A 22,358-nucleotide genomic window follows, 5' to 3' on the forward strand; every position below is an offset into this window, starting at 1 on the left:
GCTGACGCTTAGCGCTTGAAGCCCGGACGCATGCCGTCACCGGCAGCCTGTGGACGGCGCTTGGCGATCGGCTTGCGCGCCGGCTTGCCGGGACGCTCGGCCAGCGGGGCGCCTTTTTCACGCGCCGGACGGTCGCTCGGAGCCTTGCGCGGCGCACGGTTCTCACCGGCATCGCTACGCGGGCCACGGGCCGGACGATCAGCGCCGTCGCGCGGTGCGCGAGCAGGACGATCACCACCGGCATCACGCGGCTTGCGCGGGGCGCGGCTGTCGGCCGAATCGCTACGCGGGCCACGGGCCGGGCGGTCACCGGCATCACGCGGAGCGCGAGCGGGACGATCACCACCGGCATCACGCGGCTTGCGCGGGGCACGGCTGTCAGCGGAATCGCTGCGCGGGCCACGGGCCGGACGATCACCGGCATCACGCGGAGCGCGCGCCGGGCGGTCAGCACTGTCGCGCGGTGCGCGCGCCGGACGCTCGTCGCCATCACGCGAAGCACGAGCCGGGCGCTCGCCAACCGCCGGGCGCGGAGCACGCTGCGGACGCTCGCCTTCGGCGCGCTCGGTGCGGGTACGCGAGCCACGGCCCGGACGCTCGCTGGGCGCAAGTTTCTTGCCGAGCTTGCGCTCCTGGCGCTCGACCTTCTCTTTGGTCTTGGTCGATACGGCTGGCAGGGCAACCGGGGTCAGGCCGACTTCCTCGCTGAGAATGTCCAGCTCGCGCTGGCCCATTTCGCGGTAGCGGCCCATGGTCAGTTCGGAGGTCAGGAACACCGGTCCGAAGCGCACGCGCTTCAGGCGGCTGACGATTACGCCCTGGGATTCCCACAGGCGGCGAACTTCGCGGTTACGGCCTTCCATCACCACCACGTGGTACCAGTGGTTGAAGCCTTCGCCGCCGGGCGCTTCCTGGATGTCGCTGAACTTGGCGGGGCCGTCTTCGAGCATCACGCCGGCTTTCAGGCGTTCGATCATCTCTTCGTCGACTTCACCGCGCACGCGTACGGCGTACTCGCGGTCCATCTCGTAGGAGGGGTGCATCAGGCGGTTGGCCAGTTCGCCGTCGGTGGTGAACATCAGCAGGCCGGTGGTGTTGATGTCCAGGCGGCCGACGTTGATCCAGCGGCCGCTGCGCAGGCGCGGCAGGCGGTCGAACACGGTCGGACGGCCTTCCGGATCGTCGCGGGTGCAGACTTCGCCTTCGGGCTTGTTGTAGATCAGGACGCGGCGCACATGCTCTTCGATCTTCTCGCGCTTGAGCAGGCGGTCATCGACGGCGATGGCATCACGGTCGCCCACGCGCTGGCCAAGGGTGGCGACGGCGCCATTGACCTTGACCCGGCCTTCCTCGATCCAGGCCTCGACGTCGCGGCGCGAGCCCACGCCCATGCGGGCCAGGACCTTCTGCAGCTTCTCGCCTTCCGGAGCGGGGGTCAGTTCGGTGTTTTCGTGCTGGTCGTTCATCTCGGCACCTCCCGGTGTGTCGTGCAACGAAGAAAAAGGTCGCGCATCATACGCGCTTGTGCGCGGCAAAGCACCGCCCGCAGTCGGGAAAGACTAGTCGACTTACAGGGGAATGAAGCCATGCAGCACGAAGACGACTTCACCGGGGCCAAGCTGGCGCTGTTCCATGCGGGCCAACTGGTGGTCTACAAGCGCGACGACAAGCCGGGAATCCCCTACCCCGGCTGCTGGGACTTTCCCGGCGGCGGCCGCGAAGGCGACGAGAACCCGGCGCAATGCGCGCTGCGCGAATTGGAAGAAGAGTTTGGCCTACGCCTGGGCGAGCAACGCATCGAATGGCAGCGCCGCTACCCTGCTACGCACGGCCCCGCGCCCTGGGCCTGGTTCCTGGTGGCGCGGCTGCAACAGAACGAGTTCGAGGCCATCCGTTTCGGCGATGAAGGCCAGTACTGGCGGCTGATGCGCGTCAGCGAATACCTCGCCGAGGAACAGGCGGTGGGCTACCTGCAGGAACGCCTGCGGCATTTCCTCGCAGGGCGCATGGACATCGCCTGAATCCGCGCGCCGGGCCGCTGATATGCATTTGAGCGGCCCATCTGAATCTGTTTCCCCCGCCCGCATTTTCCTAGATTGCCCGCTCACCGGAGCGCCCTGGTTTTCCACCAGTGGTGCGCCCGGACGTTCTGTCACAAGCGGGAATCAAGCATGAACACGAGAAGCACGGAGCAGGCGTACAACTACAAGGTGGTTCGCCAATTCGCCATCATGACGGTGGTCTGGGGCGTCGTCGGCATGGCCATGGGGGTACTGATCGCCTCCCAACTGGTCTGGCCGCAACTGAACCTGGACCTGCCGTGGACCAGTTTCGGGCGCCTGCGCCCGCTGCACACCAGCCTGGTGATCTTCGCCTTCGGCGGTTGCGCGCTATTCGCCACCAGCTACTACACGGTGCAACGCACCTGCCAGACGCGGCTGTTTTCCGACAGCCTCGCGGCCTTCACCTTCTGGGGCTGGCAGGCACTGATCGTGGTAATGATGATCAGCCTGCCGCTGGGCTACACGACCACCAAGGAATACGCCGAGATCGAATTCACCGGCGCCGTGTGGATGGCCATCGTCTGGGTCGCCTACGCGGTGGTGTTCTTCGGCACGCTGATGAAGCGCAAGACGCCGCACATCTATGTGGGCAACTGGTTCTTCGCCGCCTTCATCCTGGTCACGGCGATGCTGCACATCGTCAACCACCTGGCCATTCCGGTGGACTGGTTCAAGTCCTACCCGGTCTACTCCGGCGCCACCGACGCCATGGTGCAGTGGTGGTACGGGCACAACGCGGTGGGCTTCTTCCTCACCACCGGCTTCCTCGGGATGATGTACTACTTCGTACCCAAGCAGGCCGGGCGCCCGGTGTATTCCTACCGGCTGTCCATCGTCCACTTCTGGGCGCTGATCACCCTGTACATCTGGGCCGGCCCGCACCACCTGCACTACACCGCCCTGCCTGACTGGGCGCAGAGCCTGGGCATGGTGATGTCGCTGATCCTCCTGGCGCCGAGCTGGGGCGGGATGATCAACGGCATGATGACCCTCTCCGGCGCCTGGCATAAGTTGCGCACCGACCCGATCCTGCGCTTCCTCGTGGTCTCCCTGGCGTTCTATGGGATGTCGACCTTCGAGGGCCCCATGATGGCGATCAAGACCGTCAACGCCCTGTCTCACTACACTGACTGGACCATCGGCCACGTCCATGCCGGCGCGCTGGGCTGGGTAGCGATGATTTCCATCGGCTCGCTCTATCACCTGATTCCCAAGGTCTTCGGTCGCGAACAGATGCACAGCATCGGTCTGATCAACGCTCACTTCTGGCTGGCCACCATCGGCACGGTGCTCTACATCGCCTCGATGTGGGTCAACGGCATCACCCAGGGCCTGATGTGGCGGGCGGTGAACGCCGACGGCACGCTCACCTACTCCTTCGTCGAAGCGCTGCAGGCCAGCCACCCCGGCTTCGTGGTGCGCATGACCGGCGGGCTGATGTTCCTCAGCGGCATGTTGCTGATGGCCTGGAATACCTGGGTCACCGTGCGCCAGGCGCGCCCCGAGGCGATGCGCGTCGCCGAGCGGATGGCCTGAGATGACGCTGTGGCTAGGGTTGATCGGCCTGCTGGCGCTGTATTTCGGCGTCGGCTGGAGCCTGCGGGCGCACCGCCAGCGCGGTATCGAGGAGGCCAGCATGCTGCCCTTCGCCGATGACGAGGAAGTGGCCCGGCGCATGGAAAAAGCCACCGGGCGCAGTCGCACCGGTTGCGGCTGCCCCGGCCAGTGCAGGGGCGACTGCGAGCACTGGCGCGACTGGCAGCCCTAGCGCGCCAGTTTGCGGGCATGCCTGCGACAGAGCGCCACATCACCTTCATCAATTTTCATTAGCAAGCACATCAATTTCCCGGCGGGCGTGCGGAGGCGGAATATCACTTCCGTGCCCCGCCACCTGATGGACGCCTGCAGCATCGTCCCCTGCCCTGTCTGGACCCCAGGACAGACATCATCGATGCCAGTGCTCCCCGGTGGGGCTTTCCATCCCACTCAAGGATCCCTGACCGGGTCCTTCACCGAGGAAATAAAGAATGAAGCTTGCCTCTGTCGTGTCGGCTGTCATCTCCAGCCTCGCCCCGATGGCTTTTGCCCAGGACGCAATCAAGAACCCCGGCGCCGACCTGCCGGTCACCGAATACCACTACGGCATGTCCCTGGACGTCGACAAGGTCCTGCACCGCACCGACAACTCCGGCAAGGTCGGCATCGTGCCGGCGTACATGGTCTACCAGGATCACGAAGGCCAGACCCACAAGGTCCGCTTCCTCGAATGGGGCGGCAGCACCAGCCAGGGCTGAGCCTTACCTAGCATCGCCCTCCGGCCGTCTTGGCCAAACCCCGCGAGCCAGTGGTGGCGACCGGGGGGCGATCCTGATGAGTGGCCCGCCGCCAGGTGATGTCGCTCAGTTCCAATGCCGCCGCGAAGCGCGACGGTTGTCCCCCAGGCCGACCAGCGCCGCCACCGAGGCCATCAGTACCTCGGCGATCCATGCCAGCAACAGACCACCGGCCAGCGCCCAGCCAATTGCCTCGGGCTCCAGCATCACCTGGTAGCGGTAGTTCTCGTAGGTTTCCTGCAGCAGTTCGTGATTCGGCGAGGTGAGCATGTGCAGTGCGCGCTGGTACCAGGTGCCCTGCAACGCCTGCCACTCGTTGTCGAACAACTGGGCGCGACGCATCAACCGCTCGATATTGTCGGCGTCGCGCTGGAATACCGGGTCGGCGCTGCCGCGATAATGCGCCACCAGGGCGCTCAGGTCGCCCTTGAAGAACTGCCCCGAGGTGTCCTTGAAGCCCTGCAGCGCCTGCGTTGCCTCGATGCGATGGGCATCGACGCGTTGCGCGTAGTCCTTGATGAAGCCCGGAACCTGGACCGCGACCATCAGCCCCAGTGCGAACAGCACCATGCGTATATAGCTGCGCAGCATTCTTTCCCCCTTTCGTTCTTATGATGTGCAAGGCGACGCGGGATTCTCCCGCTTGCCGCGTCCACGTTCCGGGAATGCTTCACGTCCCGCTCAGATGCGCCCCTGGGTGACGATCTCGCCACGCCACCAGAGCATCCACTCGCCGCCCTGCATCAGGGTCCAGCTCTCGTTGTCGGTCAGCGGCTCGGTGGCGATCACCGTGACCACGTCGTTGGGTGTGGTTTCCGACTGGAAGTCCACAGTGACATCGGCGTCCTTCAGGCGCGCAGGCCCAAAGGGCGCACGGCGGGTGATCCACGCCAGCTTGGTGGAACAGAAGGTGAACAGCCAGTCACCGTCGCTGAGCAGGCAGTTGAACACCCCCTTCTCGCGATAGGACGCGCAGGCAGTCACCAGCGTGGGCAACAGCACCTCCACCGGTACGGGTTCGGGGAAGGCACGCCGCACGCGGTTGAGCAGGTCGCAGAAGGCCGCTTCGCTGTCGGTGTCGCCCACCGCGCGGTAGAGACCGGGTTCGGGATGGAAGTCGGCGAGCTGGCCGTTGTGGGCAAAGGTCCAGTAGCGGCCGCCCATCTCGCGCACGAACGGATGGGTGTTGGCCAGGCAGACCTTGCCGACGTTGGCCTGGCGGATGTGGCCGATCACCGCTTCGCTCTTGATCGGGTAGCGCTGCACCAGCCGCGCGACTTCCGAGTCGACGCTGGCGGACGGGTCCTGGAACAGCCGCACACCACGCCCCTCATAAAAGGCGATGCCCCAACCGTCACGGTGCGGGCCGGTGCCGCCGCCGCGCTGCATCAGCCCGGTGAAGCTGAAGACGATGTCCGTCGGGACGTTGGCGCTCATGCCGAGCAACTCGCACATGAATCAGTTCTCCTCCATCAGTGCCTCGCGCAGCTGATGCAGCTCGCGTTCCAGGCGATTCTGCATCCTTTTCCGCCCCAGTGGCAGGAACCGCGTCAGCGCGCGCAGCAGCAGGGCCGGCAGGTCGTTCAACTCACGCGGGATAAGGTGCAGATGAAAATGTGCCACGTGCTGGTTGGCCGCGGGGCCGTCGTTGACCAGCAGGTTGATGCCGACTCGCCCGTAGCCGGCGCGACGCAGCACCCGCTCCATGCGTTCGGCCAACGGGATCAGGTCCTGCTGCGCAGCCTCGGAGAGCTGGTGCAGGAAGGCCGCGTGCTCGCGGGCGACCAGCAGCAGGTGCGCGGGGCGCAGCGGATAGATGTCCAGCAGCACAATGAAATGGTCGTCTTCGTAGAGGATACGGGCCGGCACGCGACCGGCCGCGATGGCGCAGAACACGCAGTCCATGGGAACTCCTCGAAAGGCCGTTCAGTTCATGCTGGACGCGTGCGGGGCAGTACGCAAGGCCGGACTACAGGCGTGGTTCGATCCGCATGCGGCGCTCGCCGTGATCGTCGGTGCGGCTGTCAACGTCGGGCATCAGCTGCGGTTGCATCAGCTGGCGCAGGGTCGGCTCGTCTTCGTCGACCTTTTCCTGGCGGCGCTTCTTCAGCGAGCGCTCCAGCGGCCAGCGAATGAGCACGAACAGCAGGTACACACCGAATGCGGCCAGCAGCACCAGGGCAAGATCGGAGACGGCGCGCCAGGCGTTATTGCCAACCTTGAACACCACGTCCAGCGCGGTGATCGCGATAGCCGGGGCGTACAGGTTGTTCGCCGGGTCCACCGGGGTCGGGGTGAACAGCAGGACGATGACGATCACCCGCAGCGGCTCGCGCAGCCAGCGCCACATCCAGCCGGTCATCAGGAACCAGACCAGGGTCAGGCCAAGGCCGGCGGCGATATAGGCGCCCCAGGCAAGCGTGTAATCGTGTTCGTTCATGCGCGTGCGTACGTGCGGTGTCGACAGAGGGGTGCGTATGATAGCTCCTTTTCCCCGTGGGTGCGCAGCCAGGCGTCATCCATTGCCGCCGCCGAGGATTCGCCATGACCGACCGCCAGCCCCCCATCGCCCGCCGCGAGGCCGCCGCCGATCCCTATTCCTGGCTGGAAAACCGTGACGCCGAGGACGTCCTCGACTACCTGAAAGCAGAAAATGCCTACCTGGAAGATCAGCTTCTTCCTCAGACGAAACTACGCGAAACCCTGTTCCAGGAGATCAAGGGCCGCATCCGCGAAACCGACCTGTCGCTTCCCACGCCCTGGGGCCCCTGGCTCTACTACCAGCGCACTACCGCCGGCGACGAGTACCCGCGCCATTACCGCAGCCCCCGCCCGGCCGACGGCTCGCTCACCGTCGACGCGAGCGCCGAGGAGTTGCTGCTGGACCCCAACGCCCTGGCCGGCGAGGGCTTCCTGTCCGTGGGCGCCTTCAGCATCAGCCCCGATCATTCGAAGCTGGCCTACAGCCTGGATACCAGCGGCGACGAGATCTACACCCTGTACGTGAAGGAACTGGCTGACGGCAGCGTCACCACCCTGCCCTTCGAGGACTGCGATGGCAGCCTGACCTGGGCCAACGACAACCGCACCCTGTTCTTCGGTGAGCTGGACGACACCCACCGCCCGCACAAGCTCTACCGCCACAGCCTGGGCGAGAACGGCGCGCAGCTGATCTTCGAGGAGCCCGACGGGCGCTTCTTCCTCAACTGCTACCGCGCCAGTTCCGAACGCCAGCTGATCCTGCTGCTCAACAGCAAGACCACCAGTGAAGCCTGGGTACTGGATGCCAATACGCCCGAGGGCGAGTTCGTCTGCCTGGCACCACGGGAGGAGGACCACGAGTACTACCCGGACCACGGTCGCCTGAACGGCGACTGGGCCTGGATGATCCGCAGCAACCAGACCGGCATCAACTTCGCCCTCTACCACGCCAGCGAGACGCAACCCACCCGCGCCCACTGGCAGGAACTGGTGGCGCACCGTGACGACGTGATGCTGGAAGGCCTCACCCTGAACGCCAGCGCCCTCACCCTGAGCCTGCGCGAAGGCGGCCTGCCGATCGTCGAAGTCCATCCCCATGGACAACCGCCGCACCGGGTAGACCTGCCGGACGCCGCCTATAACCTCTACGTGCAGGACAGCCTGGAGTTCGACAGCGCCGCGATCCGCCTGCGCTACGAGGCCCTCAACCGCCCGGCGCAGATCCGCCAGCTGGAGCTTTCGAGCGGGGAACAGAAAGTACTCAAGCAAACCCCGGTGGAAGGCCCGTTCGACGCCGACGCATACGAAAGCCGCCGCCTCTGGGCCGATGCCGCTGACGGCGTGCAGGTGCCGATCAGCCTGGTCGGCCGTCGCGACGTGCTGGAAGACGTCGCCCGCGGCAAGCCCGCCCCGCTCTATCTCTATGGCTACGGCGCCTATGGCGAGAGCCTCGACCCCTGGTTCTCCCACGCCCGCCTGAGCCTGCTGGAGCGTGGCTTCGTCTTCGCCATTGCCCACGTACGCGGCGGCGGCGAGCTGGGCGAAGCCTGGTACCGCTCCGGCAAGCTGGCGCACAAGCAGAACACCTTCAGCGACTTCATCGCCTGTGCCGAACATCTGCTCGGCCACGGCTACAGCACCCCGGCGCAACTGGCCATCAGCGGTGGCAGCGCCGGCGGCCTGCTGATCGGCGCGGTGCTCAACCAGCGCCCGCAGCTGTTCGCCGCGGCCATCGCCGAAGTGCCTTTCGTCGATGTGCTCAACAGCATGCTCAATCCGGACCTGCCGCTGACCGTCACCGAGTACGACGAGTGGGGCAACCCGCAGGAGCCGGAGGTCTACGCACGGATCAAGGCCTACGCGCCCTACGAGAACGTCAGCGCCCAGGACTACCCCGCACTGCTGGTGGTGGCCGGCTACAACGACAGCCGCGTGCAGTACTGGGAAGCCGCCAAGTGGGTGGCCAAGCTGCGCGTCAGCAAGACCGACGACCGCCTGCTGCTGCTCAAGACCGACCTGGGCGCCGGCCACGGCGGCATGAGCGGTCGCTACCAGGGCCTGAAGGACGTAGCGCTGGAATACGCCTTCCTGTTCAAGGTGCTCGGCATCGAAGGCAACGCCTGATGCTCTACACCTGCCCCTGCTGCGGCTATTTCAGTTTCGGCGACCCTCCGGGGTCGTACGAAATCTGCGAGATCTGCCTCTGGGAAGACGATCACCTGCAACTCTGCTTCCCCGACGCCCGCGGCGGGGCCAACGCCGTGAGCCTGATCGAAGCACAGGTCAACTTCGTGCAATGGGGCGCGTGCGAGCGGCGCTTCCGCGCGCAGGTGCGCCCGGCGACCATCGACGACGAGAAGGACGAGCGCTGGTTTCCGCTCTGGGAAAAGCGCGTGGACCTGCCGGATGGCGAGGCCCCACTGACCGGTGAGGAAGCCTGCTATTGGTTGCGCACGCCGACGCCGGGCTGACTCAGCCGGCGCGGAAGATCAGGTGCTCTTCCCAGTCGTCCTCGGGCACCGAACCCTCGGCGAGCATGCGGCCGGACTGCGAGATGCGCTCATGGTGCACGGCATCCGGATCACCGCAGACGAGGTGGTGCCACAACGGCAGGTCCTTGCCCTCGGCCACCAGGCGGTAGCCGCAGGTCGGCGGCAGCCACTGGAATTCGTCGGCCTGGGCCGGGGTGAGCTGGATGCAGTCGGGCACGCTGGCGCGGCGATTGGCGTAGTCGGTGCAGCGGCAGGTCTTCAGGTCCAGCAGCTTGCAGGCGATGCGTGTGTAGTAGACGGTGCCGTCGTCCTCGTCTTCCAGCTTCTGCAGGCAGCACAGGCCGCAGCCGTCGCACAGCGACTCCCACTCTTCCTGGTCGAGCTGGTCAAGGGTCTTGCGTTTCCAGAAGGGCTCTACTTTGGCGGCCATTTTTTGTACAGGGGCAATTTCACGGGGCGCAAAGTCTAAGCCCGCCGCGCTCGCAGGCCAAGCGCAGGCGACCATTGACCGCGCGGCGCTTGCCAGAGCGGGCCGTGCTGGTTAGTTTGATCGCCCCACGGGCCCGGTCCGCCGATACATCAGGCTGGACTCGCCAGCCGCTTCCCGCAGCCGCGCCGCCCGATCCCACCGCGATGCCCGGCCGACCACGGCACCATCGGCAGATTCCACGCCCTTCAAGGAGCCACCATGAGCGCCAACCCTCGCGTTTCCGAGCACCCCATCGACCCGCAGTTCATCAATCGCTGGTCGCCCCGCGCTTTCAACGGCGAAGCCATTCCCCAGGAGACCCTGCTGAGCTTCATCGAAGCCGCACGCTGGGCACCGTCCTCCTTCAACTCGCAGCCCTGGCGCTTCCTCTTCGCCCTGCGCGACACGCCGAACTGGCAGCGCTACCTGAACCTGCTGGGCGAGTTCAATCGCGGCTGGGCGCAGCACGCCTCGGCGCTGGTCGTCGTGTTGTCCAAGACCACCTTCGCCCCGCCCGGCTCCAGCGAAGAAAAGCCTGCGCTGTGGCACAGCTTCGACACCGGCTCCGCCTGGGGCTTCCTCGCCCTGCAGGCGAGCCTGGCTGGCTGGCACACCCACGGCATGGCCGGTTTCGACCGCGAACTGGCGCGTACCGAACTGAAAGTCCCGACGGACCACGAAATCCATGCGGTAATCGCCATCGGCAAGCTGGGCGACAAGTCGATTCTCTCCGAGAGCCTGCAGGCCCGCGAAGTACCGAACGCCCGCCGCCCGCTGGCGGAAATCGTGGCCGAGGGCGACTTCTCGCTCTGACGCCCAGCGCGGCTGCTCCCGCCCTTTGTAGGACCGAGGGGGACGCCTAGTCCTTGCTCGCGAACCGCACAGTCCCGTGCCGTGCAGGTTCGCGAGCAAGCTCGCTCCTACAGCAGAGCAAAAGAAAAGGCCCCGATTGGGGCCTTTTTCATGGGTGCGACGGCGATCAGTAACCGCGGGAGAAATCCACCTCGCCACGCATCGCCTGCCCCGCCCAGAAACGGGTCAGGTTGTCGCGGAACAGTTCGATCAGCAGGCCAGGCAAGGTCGGCGCGGCCGTATGCCCGGTCAGCAGCAGGCGCGGCGTGTGCCAGAACGGGTGCGACGTCGGCAACGGCTCCTGGCGGCAGACGTCGATCACTGCGCCGGCCAGTTGGTTGGCTTCCAGCGCCGCGACCAGATCCTCGTCCACCACCGAAGTACCGCGCCCGGCGTTGAGGAACAGCGCGGTGGGCTTCATCCGCTGAAACAGCGCCAGGTTGTAGATATCGGCAGTTTCCGGCGTATCGGGCAACAGGTTGATCACGTAGTCGGCGGTCTCGGCCAGACGCGGCAGGTCATCCAGCCCGCCCATGCGGCCAAACGGCACCAGCGCGCGTGGGTTCTTCGCCACGCCGACCAGTTCGACGCCGAACGGCGCGAGCATGTGCGCTACGGCCTGGCCAATTTCGCCCGTGCCGACGATGAGGATCTGCCGGCCGCTCAGGCTGCCCGGCGAACGATCGTCCCACTGCACGCCGACCTGGCTGGCCAGGCGACCAAGGAACTGGCGCTCGTGGGCAAGCATGTAGGTGAGCAGGTATTCGGTCATGACCTGGCCGAAGATACCGACGGCGCGGGTCAGCGCGTAGTCCTTGGGCAAGTCGTCGGCCAGCAGCGGGGTGATGCCCGCCCAACTGGACTGGATCCACACCGGGTGCACGCCATGGCGCAACAGCTGCGCGGCCAGGGTCGGCTCGCCGAGCCAAACCGGGCACTCCGCCGCCGCTTCCACCAGGGCATCGGGATTGTTGCCGGAGATCACCGTCAACCGGGGTTCGGCCGCCATCAGCAGGGCAGCGTAGAGGGAGTGTTCGCGATCGAGTACGAGCAGGCGCATGGTCAGGCCTTTCGCTTCGAGCGGTGGTGCATTTCCGGCTGGCGCATCTGGACTCGCTTCAAGGGAGCTTCCCTGGGATAAAACGTGGTCAGTTCTAGGGAAGTCAGGCGGCTATAGACACAGCCAGAGACCAAGCGTTCCGCTCCGTTGAACCCTATTTCTGAGCGCATAATGCGCTCAAGCCGCGAACTTGCACAGTGCCAGCACTGGGCAAATCCGCGGCCTGAGCGCAGTGACGAGCCAGTCGGGATCAGACTGGATCGTTTCGCCGCAGCAGCTCTTCGGGCAGGTGCTCGATGTACTCGTCTTCGGCCGGTGGCATCTGCAGGTGGAAACCTTGTTTCTCGATGTTTTCCAGCACCACGTTGATGTCTTCGCGAGCGAGCTGGCGCTCGGGGCTCAGGACCAGATCGAAGGTGTGCTTCGGCGCGCCAAAGGCCGCGAGCAGCGCCTCGGGCACGCGGCTGAGGGCTTCGCGCTTGTCGACGTACAGGTACATCTCGTTCTTGCGCGGACTCTTGTAGATGGAGCAGATGCGTTTCATGTCGGTTCTTTCTGCGTGATGGAGTGGGCCGCGTTATTCGGCAGTCGGGGCAGCCAGGCTGTCCAGCAGGGCCTGCCCCATCAGCTCGCGGCGCCAGCCTTGCAGCGAATCGGGCAGTTGGTAGGGGCCATTGGGCCAGCCGGTCTTGAGCAGGGCTTCGAGAATCTTCTTGCGCAGCATCAGCTCGGGCGCCATGTCCAGGCGCTCGGCCTCCTTCTGGCCGACTTCGCGCAGCTTCTTCAGTACCGGGGTGATCTCGCGCGGTAGCGGCTCCGGCAGGGTCTGCGGGCGATCGGCCTCGGGCAGCTTCGCCGCATGGGCGATCAAGGCGATCAGAGTATCGCCGTCCTGGCGCACGGTACGCGGGTGCATGTCGTCGATGCGCGCCAGTGCAACCTTGTCGCCGGGCTGGAAGCGCGACAGCGGCCACAGGGTGTGTTCGCGCAGCACATGGTTGCGCGGCTTGTTGCGCAAGCGCGCCTGCTCCTCGCGCCAGACACACAGTTCGCGCAGCACGGCCAGCTGCTGGGGATTGAGCTTCCACGCCAGCTTGACGTCGAGGTAAGCCTGCTGCGGGTCGCTGACACGGCTCTGGTTCTGGGTCAGGTCGGCACCATCGGCCAGCAGCCACTGCAACTTCTCGTCGCTCAGGCGCGGCGCCAGTTTCACATAGACCTCGGCCAGGTGCTGCACGTCCTCGGCGGCGTAGCGTACCTGCATATCGGTCAACGGGCGCTGCAACCAGTCGGAGCGGGTTTCATCCTTGGGCAGGTCGAGGCCGAGGATTTCCAGCACCAGCTTGGAGTAGCCCATGGAGTGCGGCATGCCCAGGTAGGCGGCGGCCAACTGGGTATCGAACAGCGGCTGCGGCAGGCTGCCGGTCAGGCGCTGGAATACTTCCAGGTCTTCGCCGCAGGCATGGAACACCTTGACCACCAGCGGCGATTCGAGCAACGCGGCAAACGGCGACCAGTCGCGGATCAGCAGCGGGTCGATCAGCCACACGCCGCTGCCGTCGCCCACCTGCACCAGTCCGGCTTCCGGGTAGAAGGTATCGACACGCATGAACTCGGTATCGAGCGCGAGGTACGGCAGTTCTTTCCAGTCCTGGCACTTGCGCTCCAGGGTGGCATCGTCGCGAATCCACTGTATATCGAGGGCGGTCACGAACATCTCCTTCGTTTCGGTGCGCGCAGTATATAGAGATGCATGATGTGCGAGCATTCCACTCGGCCATCGGTCTGTGACGATCGGCCAGCGGTCTCTACGCTTTGCCCCGCCCACAACAACAATAAGGCAGCTTTACATGAAGAAGCTTCTCGGGTTGGTCGTCCTGCTGGTCGCCGCCCTCGCCGTTTACCTGGCCGTCACGCCCAGCCCCATCGATCCGCTGGCCTGGACGCCGCCCAAGGCGCCGCCGATGACCGGCGTGATGGAACCCAACGACACGCTGATGAAGGCCGAACTGCTTGCCCAGGGCCAGATCGTCGGTCCCGAGGACACGGCCGTGGACAGCCAGGGCCAGGTGTTTGCCGGGCTGGACGACGGGCGCATCGTGCGCATCGGCGCCGACGGCAAGGCACAAACCTTCGTCGAAACCGGCGGACGCCCGCTCGGGCTGGCATTCGACAAGGCCGGAAACCTGATCGTCGCCGATGCCTGGAAAGGCCTGCTGCAGGTCGACCCGCAAGGCATGATCCGCGTACTGACCGATTCGGCCGATGGCGTTCCCTTCGCCTTCACCGACGACCTGGACATCGCCAGCGACGGACGCATCTATTTCAGCGACGCTTCCAGCCGCTTCCACCAGCCCGACTACGTCCTCGACCTGCTCGAAGCCCGCCCCCATGGCCGCCTGCTGCGCTACGACCCGGCCACCGGCAAGACCGAGACGCTGCTCAAGGACCTGTATTTCGCCAACGGCGTAGCGCTGTCGCAGCACGAGGACTTCGTGCTGGTCAACGAGACCTACCGCTACCGCATCACGCGTTTCTGGCTCAAGGGCGAGAAGGCCGGGCAACACGACGTGTTCATCGACAACCTGCCGGGCCTGCCGGACAACCTCGCCAGCGATCGCAGCGGCACCTTCTGGGTCGCCCTGCCCTCGCCGCGCAAGGCAGACGCCGATTTGATCCAGCAGATGCCCTGGCTGAAACGCCAGCTCACCAAGCTGCCGCGCGCGGTCCTGCCCAAGCCGGTGCCCTATGGCCTGGTGATCCAGGTGAACGAGAAAGGCGAGATCGTGCGCAGCCTGCATGACACCAGCGGCCAGCACCTGCGCATGGTGACGTCGGCTAAACCGGTGAACGGCGTGCTCTACCTGGGCAGCCTGGAGAACGATCGCATCGGACGTCTCCAGATTCACTGACGCCTCAGGCCGGCGTCTGCTCCTTCAGGGCAGGCGCCGGTGCGGGCACTGTGGAGGGCTCCAGCAATTCCAGCATTCGCTCGCGCACCTCACTCATCAACGCATCGACACCATGCTCGGTGAACTGGGTGGAGTCGATCGGCGCGCCGACGTGCACTTCCACCGGCATGCCAAGATTCAGCTTCAGGCCACCGGCCGGGAGCAATTGCTGGATGCCGCGAATCGCCACCGGAATGATGATCGCGTCGGTCTGCTGTGCCAGGCGGAAGCACCCTTTCTTGAACGGCTGCAGCCTGCCGTCCTTGGAACGCGTGCCCTCCGGCGCAGCCCAGAGCACGATGCCGCTCTCCATCATCGTGCGCGCCCTGGCAAGGTCCGCCATGGCCTGGTGGCGGTTATGCCGGTCAATGGAGGGAAACTCCGCCGCCCGCATGGCCGCGCCCCACACCGGCACGGCAAACAGCTCACGCTTGGCCAGCATGCGGATCGAGCCGGGCATGGTCACGAAGATCGCCGGGATGTCATAGAAGCTGGAGTGGGTGCAGAGGATCATGTAGCGGCGGCCATCGCCGAAGTCCGGTACCTCGCCATGGCGGCTCAGGCGCGCGCCAGTCAGGCGCAACAGGCTGCCGGACCAGTCACGGGTGAAGCCGTCGACCTTGCTGCGGCGAAGCCGGCCAATGGCGCCCAGCACCAGAACCCGGACGCTATAGCCCAGGGTGATCAGAACGGTCGCAAGCCCCACCAGGGCGACTCGCAGCGGGCCGGCCTTGCGCGGCGCCGATTGCAGGTTGAGCATGTTCGCCAACTCCCCACCAACTTTTCTTCATACAAGCCTTATGATGCGTTTCGGCCCCGTCACGACACAGGAACGCGCCCATGACCCAAGCCCGCCTGCTCACTCCGGAGCAACTGGCCGCCCGCCTCGATGATCCGAATCTCGTCCTGCTCGACTGCCGCTTCGCCCTCGAAGACCCGGCCTACGGCGCACGCAGCTACCAGGAGAATCATATTCCCGGCGCGCATTTCGCCGATCTCAACCGCGACCTCTCCGCCCCGGTGCGGCCGGGTGTAACGGGCCGCCATCCGTTGCCCGACCCGCAGCACCTGCTGGAGAAGCTGCGTGGCTGGGGGCTGAATGCCGACAGCGAAGTGGTGCTGTATGACGATGGCCCCGGCGCCTTCGCCGCCCGCGCCTGGTGGCTATTGCTGTGGCTGGGCAAGAGCGAGGGCGTCTATCTGCTCGATGGCGGCCTGACCGCCTGGCGCAACGCCGGCCAGCGCCTGACCACCGCCGAAACGCCGCTGCGCCCCGGCGACTTCAAGGGCGAGCCGGACAACAGCCTGCTGATCAGTGCCAGCGAACTGGCCGCAAAACTCGGCGACGCCGAGCTGCCGCTGATCGACGCCCGCGGCCTGCCGCGCTTCCGTGGCGAGGTGGAGCCCATCGACCCGGTGGCCGGGCACATTCCCGGCGCCCAGTGCGCGGCCTTCACCGACAACCTCGGCAATGACGGCCGCTTCCTGCGCCCCGAGCACCTGCACCAGCGCTTCGCCGGGCTGCTACGCGGCCGCCCGGCCGAGGATTTGGTGGCCTACTGCGGCTCCGGCGTCACCGCCTGCCACAACCTGTTCGCCCTGAGCCTTGCTGGCTACCCGCTGGGCCGCCTCTATGCGGGCTCCTGGAGTGAATGGATCACCGATGCGCGACGCCCGGTGGCCACAGGCGACTGACTGCCTCCTTCCGGCAATAAAAGCGGAAGACGCGTCACACCAGCGTCTTCCGTTCTCATGGATAGGTGTAAGGGCATCCGTCAGACTCGTGCCCAATCTTCAACGGAGTGATCCCCATGCCCTCGCGCATCCGCCAGACCCTGCTCGCCAGCCTGCTGCTTGGCCTGTGCAGCACTGCCCCGGCCTTCGCCACCGAGCTCGAAGCCACCCCCTGTGAAATCCAGGACCAGTGGTCCGACCTCTATGGCGACGACTTGGTGAAAGCCGCCAAGGCCGGCCACGCCAGTGCGCAGTACACGCTCGGCCTGGAATACGACTCCGGTAGCGACGAGTACGACCAGGATTACGAGAAGGCCGCCTACTGGTACGAAAAGGCCGCCAGGCAAGGCCATGCCTGTGCCCAGTACAACCTGGGCAATGCCTACGACAACGGCGACGGCGTCGAGCAGGACTCGGCCAAAGCGGTGTACTGGTATCAGAAAGCCGTCGACCAGGGCGACAAGGACGCCCAGTTCAACCTGGCAATCATGTACGAGAACGGCACCGGCGTGACCCGCAGCTACAAGAAGGCTTTCGCTCTCTATCTACAGTCGGCCGAACAGGGAGATGTAGACGCCGAGTTCCAGGTAGCGGAGAGCTACGCCAAGGGCCGCGGCGTGGCGAAGAACCCGGCCCAGGCGCGCTCCTGGTACCAGAAGGCGGCGGAACAGGGCCACGAAGAGGCAGCGGAAAAGCTGGCTGCGATGCCGGAGTTACCGCCGAGCATCTAATCGCCAGAAGGAATATGAAGGAAAGCGGCGCCGACGAAACAATTTAAAAACAGTCCTTTACATCACATTCATCGCACTACACTTCAATTCGAGCGGCTAAGTCCGCTTCCGGCGGGGCCGAGGATAATCATCAGAAGCTGCCAAGACGCCCAGCCCCGCCGGTCATTGATGACGAGGATGTCATGGGAATCGCCGCGAACGATCTCTGCCAGTATGTGATCCGCCCCACCCTGCACTACCTGGGGCGCCACAGTATCGCGGCCGAATCGCTGCTGCTGGGGGCAGCGGCCTGTCAGTCGGCGCTGGGGAGCGCTCTGGATGACAGCCATGGCCACGGGCTGTATCGCATTGGTGAACAACGGCACCAGACGCTGTGGGATGGATTCCTGGCGCTGGACCCCGAGCTGGCCAGCCGCGTCCGAGGGCTGGCCAGCCAGCATGCATTCCTCGACGCGCCGCACCTCGAACTGACGGTCAACCTGCGTTACAGCACTGCCATCGCCTGGATGCTGGTCGAGGCGGAACAACTGCCCTTGCCACTGTCGGACGACCCCATGGAACTGGCCCGGATCTGGCGCCAGGTGTTCCACCCTCACGGACGACTCCACGATTTCGTCGACGCCTGGCACAGCTATGTTGGCAATTTCAGTCGCGTTGCCTAGTACTTTCGTACCCGAACCGTGACCGATCGGTCAGAAAATATTTATATACAGCGACGAACGGCCATCATTCAGATGGAACGCTCGTTTGAGCCCTGAAGCCCAAGGTAGAGCGCCTGCCAACCACTACCCAAGACCCGGGAATCTTGGTAGCTTGCGCGCCGATAAACACAGGAGTTGCTCTTACAATGAAAACAACATGGCTCAAGACCACACTAGCCCTGACCATTAGCGCTGCCTCTGCCCAGGCTCTTGCCAACGGCATCGCCATCAACGAGCAGAGCGCCAGCGGCGCCGGCACCGCTTACGCGGGTCGTGCTTCTTCGGCATTGGACGCCAGCACCATCTACGGCAACCCGGCCGGCCTGTCCAAGCTCAAGCGCACTGAAGTCAGCGGCGGTCTCGCCGTTGTTTCCGCCAAGGACGACATCAGTGACGCACACAGCACTGCCTCCGGCTCCAACAAGGGCGACTCCGTCCCACTGGCCGCCGTGCCCTTCGGCTACTTCGCTACTCCGCTGGATGACAAGGTCAGCGTCGGCCTCGGCATCTATGTGCCCTACGGCATCATCAACGACTACGAAAGTGGCTTCCAGGGCCGTTCCCACGGTTCCTACAGCAAAGTCCAGGTGATCACCGTCCAGCCGACCATCAGCTACAAGTTCAACGACGTGGTGTCCGTCGGCTTCGGTCCGACCATCAACCGCATCGACGGCAAGCTGGAGAACTACCTGGACACCGGCGGCCTGAACAGCGCCCTGGGCGGTAACGGCGGCGACACCAAGATCAGCATCAAGGGCGACGACACCGCCACCGGCTTCAACGTCGGCCTGCTGATCACCCCGACCGAGAGCACCTCCATCGGCGCCACCTACCACTCCAAGGTCAAGTACGAGCTGGAAGGTCACACCACCGTCTCCAACTCCCCGGCCGGCCTGTTCGACTCGCGCATGGACGCCAGCCTGGACATCACCCTGCCCGAGTCCCTGGACCTGTCCGTCACCCAGAAGCTGGATGACCGCTGGACCGTCTACGGCGGCACCACCTGGACGCGCTGGAGCCGTCTGAAGTCCATCGAGGTGCAGAACAGCGGCGCCCCGATCTCTTCCTTCGACACCATCGGCGAAGACCTGAGCTGGCACGACACCTGGTCGGCCGCCATCGGTACCTCCTATCAGTGGAACGACCAGTGGGTGCTGCGTACCGGCTTCGCCTACGACCCGTCGCCAACCACCAACGAGCACCGCACCGTGCGTATCCCGGTGGGCGATCGCAAGATCTTCACCCTGGGTGCCGGTTACTCGCCCAACGCCGACATGACCATCGACGTGGCCTACGCCTACCTGTGGGAATCCACTGCCGGCGTGAACCAGCCGGACGGCCAGGAGCTGTCCGGCCTGCAACTGCAGCCGGCCTACAGCGCCAAGTACGACAACAGTGCCCACGGCCTGACCGCGCAGATGACCTATCGCTTCTGATAGCTTCCGCGCAATGAAAAAGCCGGGCTGATGCCCGGCTTTTTCATTTCCGCCCCGCGAAACCCTGTAGGAGCGAGCTTGCTCGCGAACAGGTTTTCCCAGGCGACTTCGGCGCGAGCAAGCTCGCTCCTACAAAGGCGGTCGTTTCGGCTCAAGCCACTTCGTCAGGTGCGGCATGCTCGCGGCAGATCAGTGCGCCTTCGTGCGCGCCCAGCCGCTCTCCCGTCAGACCACAAAGGGCGCCGTCATCCAGTGGCTGGTGGAAGCGGCAGGTGCGACACAGGCCAAAGCCCGGCACGTTCTCCTGGCGCTGCACAGTCGTCAGCAACTCCCGCAGCAGTTCGACCAGCAACTCACCGCGCTCCCCCAGCGTTTCCTCTGCGCGCCGCAGAAAAGCCGGCGGCACCAGTGCATCGATCAGCCCCCTGCCCTCCCGAGTCAGCTCCAGGTGCACACTACGGCGATCCAGGGCATCCGGGCGTTTCTCGATCAGCCCCTTGGCCTCCAATGCCTTGAGCGACTGGGACACCGTGCCCTTGGTCAGCCCGAGGAAATCCGTCACCCCCAGCGGCGTATTCGAATAGCGGTTGCAGCGCGCCAGGTAATTGAGCGCACTCAGCTGGATCGGCTGCAGCTCCGCCATCAGCGGCTGCTCACGAGCCCATGCGCGCATCAGGCTGGCGATGCGTTCGAGGTAGTCGTACAGGGTCGTATCGGTCATGGGCTAATCCTCCCGATAGATAGTATCGATCAAAAACCAGTTTGACAGAAGGTCAATTTCGCTTGCAGACTGAAATGGTATCGAATCGATACATAACTGATCAGGAGAAGGATCATGAACAACGCCGTTTACTACCATGCCGGTTGCCCTGTCTGCGTCGAAGCCGAGCGGGCGCTGCTGCCATTGCTGAACCGCGAAGTCGAAGTCGTGCACCTGGGCGAGCAGTCGCCGCGCGTGGCCGAAGCCGAGGCGGTGGGAGTGAGATCCGTACCGGCGCTGGTGGTCGATGGGCAGGTGCTGCACCTGAACTTCGGCGCGGCCCTGGCCGACCTGAAATAAGGCCTGGCGAGATGAGCGACTACCAGCCATTGCATTGCGATCTCCATGACTACCTGGAAATCGCCTGCCTCTACCGCTACTGGCTGCGTATCGAACTGCGTGACGGCCTGGCGTTCGACGCCCAGGCCTTCACCACGCACACGCGGCGAACCGTGGACGGATCGCTGGAGGAATATCTGGAAGTGCGAGTGGACGACGCCAGCCGGGAGTTCCGGCTGGACCGTCTGCACGCCATCACGCCGCTGTCGGCGCAGGCGCGGTTCGGCAGGGTGATGCTGGGCCCGGCCTGAAACCGGGCCAGCGGAACCTCACCACATGAGGTCGTCGGGCACCACGTAATCCTTGTACGGATCGTTTTCGTCCGGCTCGCCACTGGGCTCGCTGAGGACGATGATACGGCGCTCATCGCGCTCCTGGATGCGCAGCGCGGCATCGCGCGGGACGATCTCGTAGCGACCGTCATAGCTGACGATGGCCAGGCTGCCGCGGCTGAGCTTGTCGCGGATCAGGTCGTTGACTGCGATACGCTTGACCTTCTTGTTGTCGACGAAGTTGTAGTAGTCGTCCGACTCCAGCTTCGGAAGGCGCGTGCCCTCGATCAATTGCTTGATCTGTGCGGCCTTGGCCTTCTTCTCGGATTTCTCCTGCTGCTGGCGGTTCAGCTCGGCATCACGGGCCTGCTTCTCGGCCTGGGCCTGCAGGGCCGCCTGGCGCTGGCTGTCGTCCTTCGCTACCTGGTTCTTGTGCTCCAGGCGCTGCTGTTTCTGCTTCTGCTTGCCGGCCTGCTTGGCCTGCTTCTCGTTGACCAGCCCGGCCTTCAGCAACTGATCACGCAATGACATGCTCATGAATCAAGGCTCTCCAACAGCCCAATTGATGCCGGACAAATCCCAGACCAACGCATAGGTGCTGCGGGACTGTCCTCAGGGGGTATAATCCTCGGGCCTGTGCCAGCGCAGCGCAAGTGCCTGGCTCGAATTCACTCATCTGGAGCGGACTCGTTACCTCCATGCTGAAGCTCATTGTTCTAGCGATACTGGCCATTTTCCTCATCGCCATCCTCTACGTACACCTGCGCGGCAAGGTGCGCCTGCCCTTCCTCCGCCAGGTGGTGAACCACTCCGCGTGGTTCGCCCCCTACAACTCACTGATGTACCTGAACTCCAGCGTGCCGTCCAAGCCGTACCTGGACCGCGAGCGCTTCCCCGAACTCGACAAGCTGCGCGACAACTGGCAGATGATCCGCGAGGAAGCCGAGAAACTGTTCGACGAGGGCTACATCCGCGACGCCCTGAACAACAACGAGGCCGGCTTCGGCTCCTTCTTCAAGAAGGGCTGGACGCGCTTCTACCTGACCTGGTACGACGGCCCGCTGCCCTCGGCGCAGCAGCTGTGCCCGAAGACCGTGGAACTGGTGAGCAGCATCCCCAACGTCAAGGGCGCGATGTTCACCCGCCTGCCGCCGCGCAGCCACCTGAACAAGCACCGCGACCCCTACGGTGGCTCGCTGCGCTACCACCTGGGCCTCGCCACGCCGAACTCCGATGAATGCCGTATCTTCGTCGACGGCCAGCCCTACGCCTGGCGCGACGGCCAGGACGTGATGTTCGACGAGACCTTCGTCCACTGGGTGAAGAACGAGACGGACGAATCGCGCCTGATCCTCTTCTGCGACATCGAGCGCCCGCTCAAGTCACCACTGCTGACCCGCATCAACCGCCGCGTCAGTGCCTTCCTCGGCCGCGCCACGGCGCCGCAGAACGTCGAGGGCGAACGCGTCGGCGGGATCAACCAGGCCTACTCGGTATTGATTCGCCTCGGCGACGCCGTGGGCAGCAAGGTGAAGGTGTTCAAGCGCGCCTATCCCAAGGCCTACCGCATCGGCCGGCCGGTGCTGGCGGTGGTGCTGCTGGTGCTGATCCTGCGCTGGCTGTTCGGCTGACGAGCAGACACCACGCGCCAACAGCATCTTGTAGGAGCGAGCTTGCTCGCTCC

The 22,358-nt window shown here is 65.0% G+C and carries 27 protein-coding genes; 15 read left to right on the forward strand and 12 right to left on the reverse strand.

Annotated features, from left to right (window positions below):
• Window positions 1-8: 8 nt before the first annotated feature.
• Complete coding sequence (gene rluB, locus RS899_RS18130) at window positions 9-1,466, reverse strand: 23S rRNA pseudouridine(2605) synthase RluB (RefSeq protein ID WP_054907212.1); 1,458 nt, start codon at window positions 1,464-1,466, stop codon at window positions 9-11.
• Between the two features lie 120 nt (window positions 1,467-1,586).
• Between rluB and RS899_RS18135 the strand changes: the two genes are divergently transcribed.
• The 4 genes from RS899_RS18135 to RS899_RS18150 all read left to right on the forward strand — a co-directional run bounded on the left by RS899_RS18135 (window position 1,587) and on the right by RS899_RS18150 (window position 4,357).
• Window positions 1,587-2,021 carry an NUDIX hydrolase gene (locus RS899_RS18135; protein WP_054907211.1) on the forward strand — a complete coding sequence of 145 codons (435 nt, stop codon included), beginning with the start codon at window positions 1,587-1,589 and terminating at the stop codon, window positions 2,019-2,021.
• Between the two features lie 150 nt (window positions 2,022-2,171).
• Complete coding sequence (ccoN, locus tag RS899_RS18140) at window positions 2,172-3,599, forward strand: cytochrome-c oxidase, cbb3-type subunit I (RefSeq protein WP_205339689.1); 1,428 nt, start codon at window positions 2,172-2,174, stop codon at window positions 3,597-3,599.
• A 1-nt stretch (window position 3,600) separates the two neighbouring features.
• Complete coding sequence (locus RS899_RS18145; RefSeq protein WP_054907209.1) at window positions 3,601-3,831, forward strand: cbb3-type cytochrome oxidase subunit 3; 231 nt, start codon at window positions 3,601-3,603, stop codon at window positions 3,829-3,831.
• Window positions 3,832-4,090: 259 nt separating this feature from the next.
• Window positions 4,091-4,357 (forward strand): DUF2790 domain-containing protein, encoded by a 267-nt coding sequence (locus RS899_RS18150; protein ID WP_024766463.1) that lies wholly within the window; start codon window positions 4,091-4,093, stop codon window positions 4,355-4,357.
• A gap of 105 nt (window positions 4,358-4,462) precedes the next feature.
• On the opposite strand, the gene RS899_RS18155 is transcribed toward RS899_RS18150, so the two are convergent.
• The 4 genes from RS899_RS18155 to RS899_RS18170 all read right to left on the reverse strand — a co-directional run bounded on the left by RS899_RS18155 (window position 4,463) and on the right by RS899_RS18170 (window position 6,836).
• The gene (locus tag RS899_RS18155) at window positions 4,463-4,987 is read right to left on the reverse strand and encodes a DUF2937 family protein (protein WP_054907208.1); all 525 of its coding nucleotides are present in this window, start codon (window positions 4,985-4,987) and stop codon (window positions 4,463-4,465) included.
• A gap of 90 nt (window positions 4,988-5,077) precedes the next feature.
• Window positions 5,078-5,851 (reverse strand): class II glutamine amidotransferase, encoded by a 774-nt coding sequence (locus tag RS899_RS18160; protein WP_054907207.1) that lies wholly within the window; start codon window positions 5,849-5,851, stop codon window positions 5,078-5,080.
• Window positions 5,852-5,854: 3 nt separating this feature from the next.
• On the reverse strand, window positions 5,855-6,301 hold the full coding sequence (locus tag RS899_RS18165) for an HIT family protein (protein WP_054907206.1): 447 nt from the start codon (window positions 6,299-6,301) through the stop codon (window positions 5,855-5,857).
• Between the two features lie 64 nt (window positions 6,302-6,365).
• Complete coding sequence (locus RS899_RS18170) at window positions 6,366-6,836, reverse strand: hypothetical protein (RefSeq protein ID WP_024766459.1); 471 nt, start codon at window positions 6,834-6,836, stop codon at window positions 6,366-6,368.
• Between the two features lie 104 nt (window positions 6,837-6,940).
• Here RS899_RS18170 and RS899_RS18175 point away from each other — a divergent pair, with 104 nt between their 5' ends.
• Both RS899_RS18175 and RS899_RS18180 read left to right on the forward strand, forming a co-directional pair.
• Window positions 6,941-9,001, forward strand: a complete 2,061-nt coding sequence (locus RS899_RS18175; RefSeq protein WP_315807739.1) for a S9 family peptidase — start codon at window positions 6,941-6,943, stop codon at window positions 8,999-9,001.
• Window positions 9,001-9,348, forward strand: a complete 348-nt coding sequence (locus tag RS899_RS18180) for a CPCC family cysteine-rich protein (protein ID WP_315807740.1) — start codon at window positions 9,001-9,003, stop codon at window positions 9,346-9,348. The genes RS899_RS18175 and RS899_RS18180 overlap by 1 nt, the downstream gene beginning before the upstream one ends.
• Before the next feature lies 1 nt (window position 9,349).
• Here the strand turns inward: RS899_RS18180 and RS899_RS18185 are convergent, their stop codons facing one another.
• Window positions 9,350-9,799 (reverse strand): YcgN family cysteine cluster protein, encoded by a 450-nt coding sequence (locus tag RS899_RS18185; protein WP_233299578.1) that lies wholly within the window; start codon window positions 9,797-9,799, stop codon window positions 9,350-9,352.
• A 258-nt stretch (window positions 9,800-10,057) separates the two neighbouring features.
• On the opposite strand from RS899_RS18185, the gene RS899_RS18190 reads away from it, so the two are divergent.
• Complete coding sequence (locus RS899_RS18190; protein ID WP_315807741.1) at window positions 10,058-10,651, forward strand: nitroreductase family protein; 594 nt, start codon at window positions 10,058-10,060, stop codon at window positions 10,649-10,651.
• Window positions 10,652-10,817: 166 nt separating this feature from the next.
• Here the strand turns inward: RS899_RS18190 and RS899_RS18195 are convergent, their stop codons facing one another.
• The 3 genes from RS899_RS18195 to rnd form a co-directional block, all read right to left on the reverse strand.
• Window positions 10,818-11,750, reverse strand: a complete 933-nt coding sequence (locus RS899_RS18195) for a D-2-hydroxyacid dehydrogenase (RefSeq protein ID WP_024766454.1) — start codon at window positions 11,748-11,750, stop codon at window positions 10,818-10,820.
• 250 nt (window positions 11,751-12,000) lie between these two features.
• Entirely contained in the window at window positions 12,001-12,294 is a 294-nt protein-coding gene (locus RS899_RS18200; protein ID WP_024766453.1) for a YcgL domain-containing protein, read from the reverse strand.
• A gap of 33 nt (window positions 12,295-12,327) precedes the next feature.
• On the reverse strand, window positions 12,328-13,467 hold the full coding sequence (gene rnd, locus RS899_RS18205) for a ribonuclease D (RefSeq protein WP_054907201.1): 1,140 nt from the start codon (window positions 13,465-13,467) through the stop codon (window positions 12,328-12,330).
• Between the two features lie 133 nt (window positions 13,468-13,600).
• Here rnd and RS899_RS18210 point away from each other — a divergent pair, with 133 nt between their 5' ends.
• Window positions 13,601-14,662: an SMP-30/gluconolactonase/LRE family protein gene (locus RS899_RS18210; protein WP_315807742.1), complete on the forward strand. Its 1,062-nt coding sequence runs from the start codon at window positions 13,601-13,603 to the stop codon at window positions 14,660-14,662.
• 4 nt (window positions 14,663-14,666) lie between these two features.
• Here the strand turns inward: RS899_RS18210 and RS899_RS18215 are convergent, their stop codons facing one another.
• A complete protein-coding gene (locus RS899_RS18215) occupies window positions 14,667-15,461 on the reverse strand; it encodes a lysophospholipid acyltransferase family protein (RefSeq protein WP_054908689.1) in 795 nt (264 codons plus the stop codon).
• Window positions 15,462-15,541: 80 nt separating this feature from the next.
• Here RS899_RS18215 and RS899_RS18220 point away from each other — a divergent pair, with 80 nt between their 5' ends.
• The 4 genes from RS899_RS18220 to RS899_RS18235 all read left to right on the forward strand — a co-directional run bounded on the left by RS899_RS18220 (window position 15,542) and on the right by RS899_RS18235 (window position 19,303).
• Complete coding sequence (locus tag RS899_RS18220; protein ID WP_233299583.1) at window positions 15,542-16,396, forward strand: sulfurtransferase; 855 nt, start codon at window positions 15,542-15,544, stop codon at window positions 16,394-16,396.
• A gap of 116 nt (window positions 16,397-16,512) precedes the next feature.
• Window positions 16,513-17,166, forward strand: coding sequence for a tetratricopeptide repeat protein (locus RS899_RS18225; RefSeq protein WP_315807743.1), 654 nt, complete (start codon window positions 16,513-16,515; stop codon window positions 17,164-17,166).
• Between the two features lie 182 nt (window positions 17,167-17,348).
• Window positions 17,349-17,828: a hypothetical protein gene (locus RS899_RS18230; RefSeq protein ID WP_054908692.1), complete on the forward strand. Its 480-nt coding sequence runs from the start codon at window positions 17,349-17,351 to the stop codon at window positions 17,826-17,828.
• Between the two features lie 185 nt (window positions 17,829-18,013).
• The gene (locus RS899_RS18235) at window positions 18,014-19,303 is read left to right on the forward strand and encodes an outer membrane protein transport protein (protein WP_054908693.1); all 1,290 of its coding nucleotides are present in this window, start codon (window positions 18,014-18,016) and stop codon (window positions 19,301-19,303) included.
• A gap of 151 nt (window positions 19,304-19,454) precedes the next feature.
• Here RS899_RS18235 and RS899_RS18240 read toward each other — a convergent pair whose 3' ends face one another.
• Window positions 19,455-20,024: a MarR family winged helix-turn-helix transcriptional regulator gene (locus RS899_RS18240; RefSeq protein WP_315807744.1), complete on the reverse strand. Its 570-nt coding sequence runs from the start codon at window positions 20,022-20,024 to the stop codon at window positions 19,455-19,457.
• 114 nt (window positions 20,025-20,138) lie between these two features.
• Here RS899_RS18240 and RS899_RS18245 point away from each other — a divergent pair, with 114 nt between their 5' ends.
• Both RS899_RS18245 and RS899_RS18250 read left to right on the forward strand, forming a co-directional pair.
• Window positions 20,139-20,363 carry a glutaredoxin family protein gene (locus tag RS899_RS18245; protein WP_233299587.1) on the forward strand — a complete coding sequence of 75 codons (225 nt, stop codon included), beginning with the start codon at window positions 20,139-20,141 and terminating at the stop codon, window positions 20,361-20,363.
• An 11-nt stretch (window positions 20,364-20,374) separates the two neighbouring features.
• Window positions 20,375-20,653 carry a Rho-binding antiterminator gene (locus RS899_RS18250; RefSeq protein ID WP_233299588.1) on the forward strand — a complete coding sequence of 93 codons (279 nt, stop codon included), beginning with the start codon at window positions 20,375-20,377 and terminating at the stop codon, window positions 20,651-20,653.
• Window positions 20,654-20,671: 18 nt separating this feature from the next.
• On the opposite strand, the gene RS899_RS18255 is transcribed toward RS899_RS18250, so the two are convergent.
• Window positions 20,672-21,211 carry a DUF2058 domain-containing protein gene (locus RS899_RS18255; protein ID WP_054908697.1) on the reverse strand — a complete coding sequence of 180 codons (540 nt, stop codon included), beginning with the start codon at window positions 21,209-21,211 and terminating at the stop codon, window positions 20,672-20,674.
• A gap of 161 nt (window positions 21,212-21,372) precedes the next feature.
• Between RS899_RS18255 and RS899_RS18260 the strand changes: the two genes are divergently transcribed.
• The gene (locus tag RS899_RS18260) at window positions 21,373-22,305 is read left to right on the forward strand and encodes an aspartyl/asparaginyl beta-hydroxylase domain-containing protein (protein WP_169940137.1); all 933 of its coding nucleotides are present in this window, start codon (window positions 21,373-21,375) and stop codon (window positions 22,303-22,305) included.
• Window positions 22,306-22,358: the final 53 nt, after the last annotated feature.

The sequence above is a fragment of the Pseudomonas sp. C9-3 genome, assembly GCF_032392015.1.
Classification (GTDB): domain Bacteria; phylum Pseudomonadota; class Gammaproteobacteria; order Pseudomonadales; family Pseudomonadaceae; genus Pseudomonas; species Pseudomonas nitroreducens.

Bases quoted from the DNA above. Each gene is read 5' to 3' on its own strand.
- RS899_RS18255 (WP_054908697.1), bottom strand. From the start codon at position 21,211: ATGAGCATGTCATTGCGTGATCAGTTGCTGAAGGCCGGGCTGGTCAAC.
- RS899_RS18245 (WP_233299587.1), top strand. From the start codon at position 20,139: ATGAACAACGCCGTTTACTACCATGCCGGTTGCCCTGTCTGCGTCGAA.
- RS899_RS18190 (WP_315807741.1), top strand. From the start codon at position 10,058: ATGAGCGCCAACCCTCGCGTTTCCGAGCACCCCATCGACCCGCAGTTC.
- RS899_RS18250 (WP_233299588.1), top strand. From the start codon at position 20,375: ATGAGCGACTACCAGCCATTGCATTGCGATCTCCATGACTACCTGGAA.
- RS899_RS18240 (WP_315807744.1), bottom strand. From the start codon at position 20,024: ATGACCGATACGACCCTGTACGACTACCTCGAACGCATCGCCAGCCTG.
- RS899_RS18230 (WP_054908692.1), top strand. From the start codon at position 17,349: ATGGGAATCGCCGCGAACGATCTCTGCCAGTATGTGATCCGCCCCACC.
- rnd (WP_054907201.1), bottom strand. From the start codon at position 13,467: ATGTTCGTGACCGCCCTCGATATACAGTGGATTCGCGACGATGCCACC.
- RS899_RS18195 (WP_024766454.1), bottom strand. From the start codon at position 11,750: ATGCGCCTGCTCGTACTCGATCGCGAACACTCCCTCTACGCTGCCCTG.
- RS899_RS18210 (WP_315807742.1), top strand. From the start codon at position 13,601: ATGAAGAAGCTTCTCGGGTTGGTCGTCCTGCTGGTCGCCGCCCTCGCC.
- RS899_RS18155 (WP_054907208.1), bottom strand. From the start codon at position 4,987: ATGCTGCGCAGCTATATACGCATGGTGCTGTTCGCACTGGGGCTGATG.
- RS899_RS18260 (WP_169940137.1), top strand. From the start codon at position 21,373: ATGCTGAAGCTCATTGTTCTAGCGATACTGGCCATTTTCCTCATCGCC.
- RS899_RS18185 (WP_233299578.1), bottom strand. From the start codon at position 9,799: ATGGCCGCCAAAGTAGAGCCCTTCTGGAAACGCAAGACCCTTGACCAG.
- RS899_RS18175 (WP_315807739.1), top strand. From the start codon at position 6,941: ATGACCGACCGCCAGCCCCCCATCGCCCGCCGCGAGGCCGCCGCCGAT.
- RS899_RS18135 (WP_054907211.1), top strand. From the start codon at position 1,587: ATGCAGCACGAAGACGACTTCACCGGGGCCAAGCTGGCGCTGTTCCAT.
- RS899_RS18170 (WP_024766459.1), bottom strand. From the start codon at position 6,836: ATGAACGAACACGATTACACGCTTGCCTGGGGCGCCTATATCGCCGCC.
- rluB (WP_054907212.1), bottom strand. From the start codon at position 1,466: ATGAACGACCAGCACGAAAACACCGAACTGACCCCCGCTCCGGAAGGC.
- RS899_RS18225 (WP_315807743.1), top strand. From the start codon at position 16,513: ATGCCCTCGCGCATCCGCCAGACCCTGCTCGCCAGCCTGCTGCTTGGC.
- RS899_RS18200 (WP_024766453.1), bottom strand. From the start codon at position 12,294: ATGAAACGCATCTGCTCCATCTACAAGAGTCCGCGCAAGAACGAGATG.
- RS899_RS18165 (WP_054907206.1), bottom strand. From the start codon at position 6,301: ATGGACTGCGTGTTCTGCGCCATCGCGGCCGGTCGCGTGCCGGCCCGT.
- RS899_RS18215 (WP_054908689.1), bottom strand. From the start codon at position 15,461: ATGCTCAACCTGCAATCGGCGCCGCGCAAGGCCGGCCCGCTGCGAGTC.
- RS899_RS18150 (WP_024766463.1), top strand. From the start codon at position 4,091: ATGAAGCTTGCCTCTGTCGTGTCGGCTGTCATCTCCAGCCTCGCCCCG.
- RS899_RS18160 (WP_054907207.1), bottom strand. From the start codon at position 5,851: ATGTGCGAGTTGCTCGGCATGAGCGCCAACGTCCCGACGGACATCGTC.
- RS899_RS18180 (WP_315807740.1), top strand. From the start codon at position 9,001: ATGCTCTACACCTGCCCCTGCTGCGGCTATTTCAGTTTCGGCGACCCT.
- RS899_RS18145 (WP_054907209.1), top strand. From the start codon at position 3,601: ATGACGCTGTGGCTAGGGTTGATCGGCCTGCTGGCGCTGTATTTCGGC.
- RS899_RS18235 (WP_054908693.1), top strand. From the start codon at position 18,014: ATGAAAACAACATGGCTCAAGACCACACTAGCCCTGACCATTAGCGCT.
- ccoN (WP_205339689.1), top strand. From the start codon at position 2,172: ATGAACACGAGAAGCACGGAGCAGGCGTACAACTACAAGGTGGTTCGC.
- RS899_RS18220 (WP_233299583.1), top strand. From the start codon at position 15,542: ATGACCCAAGCCCGCCTGCTCACTCCGGAGCAACTGGCCGCCCGCCTC.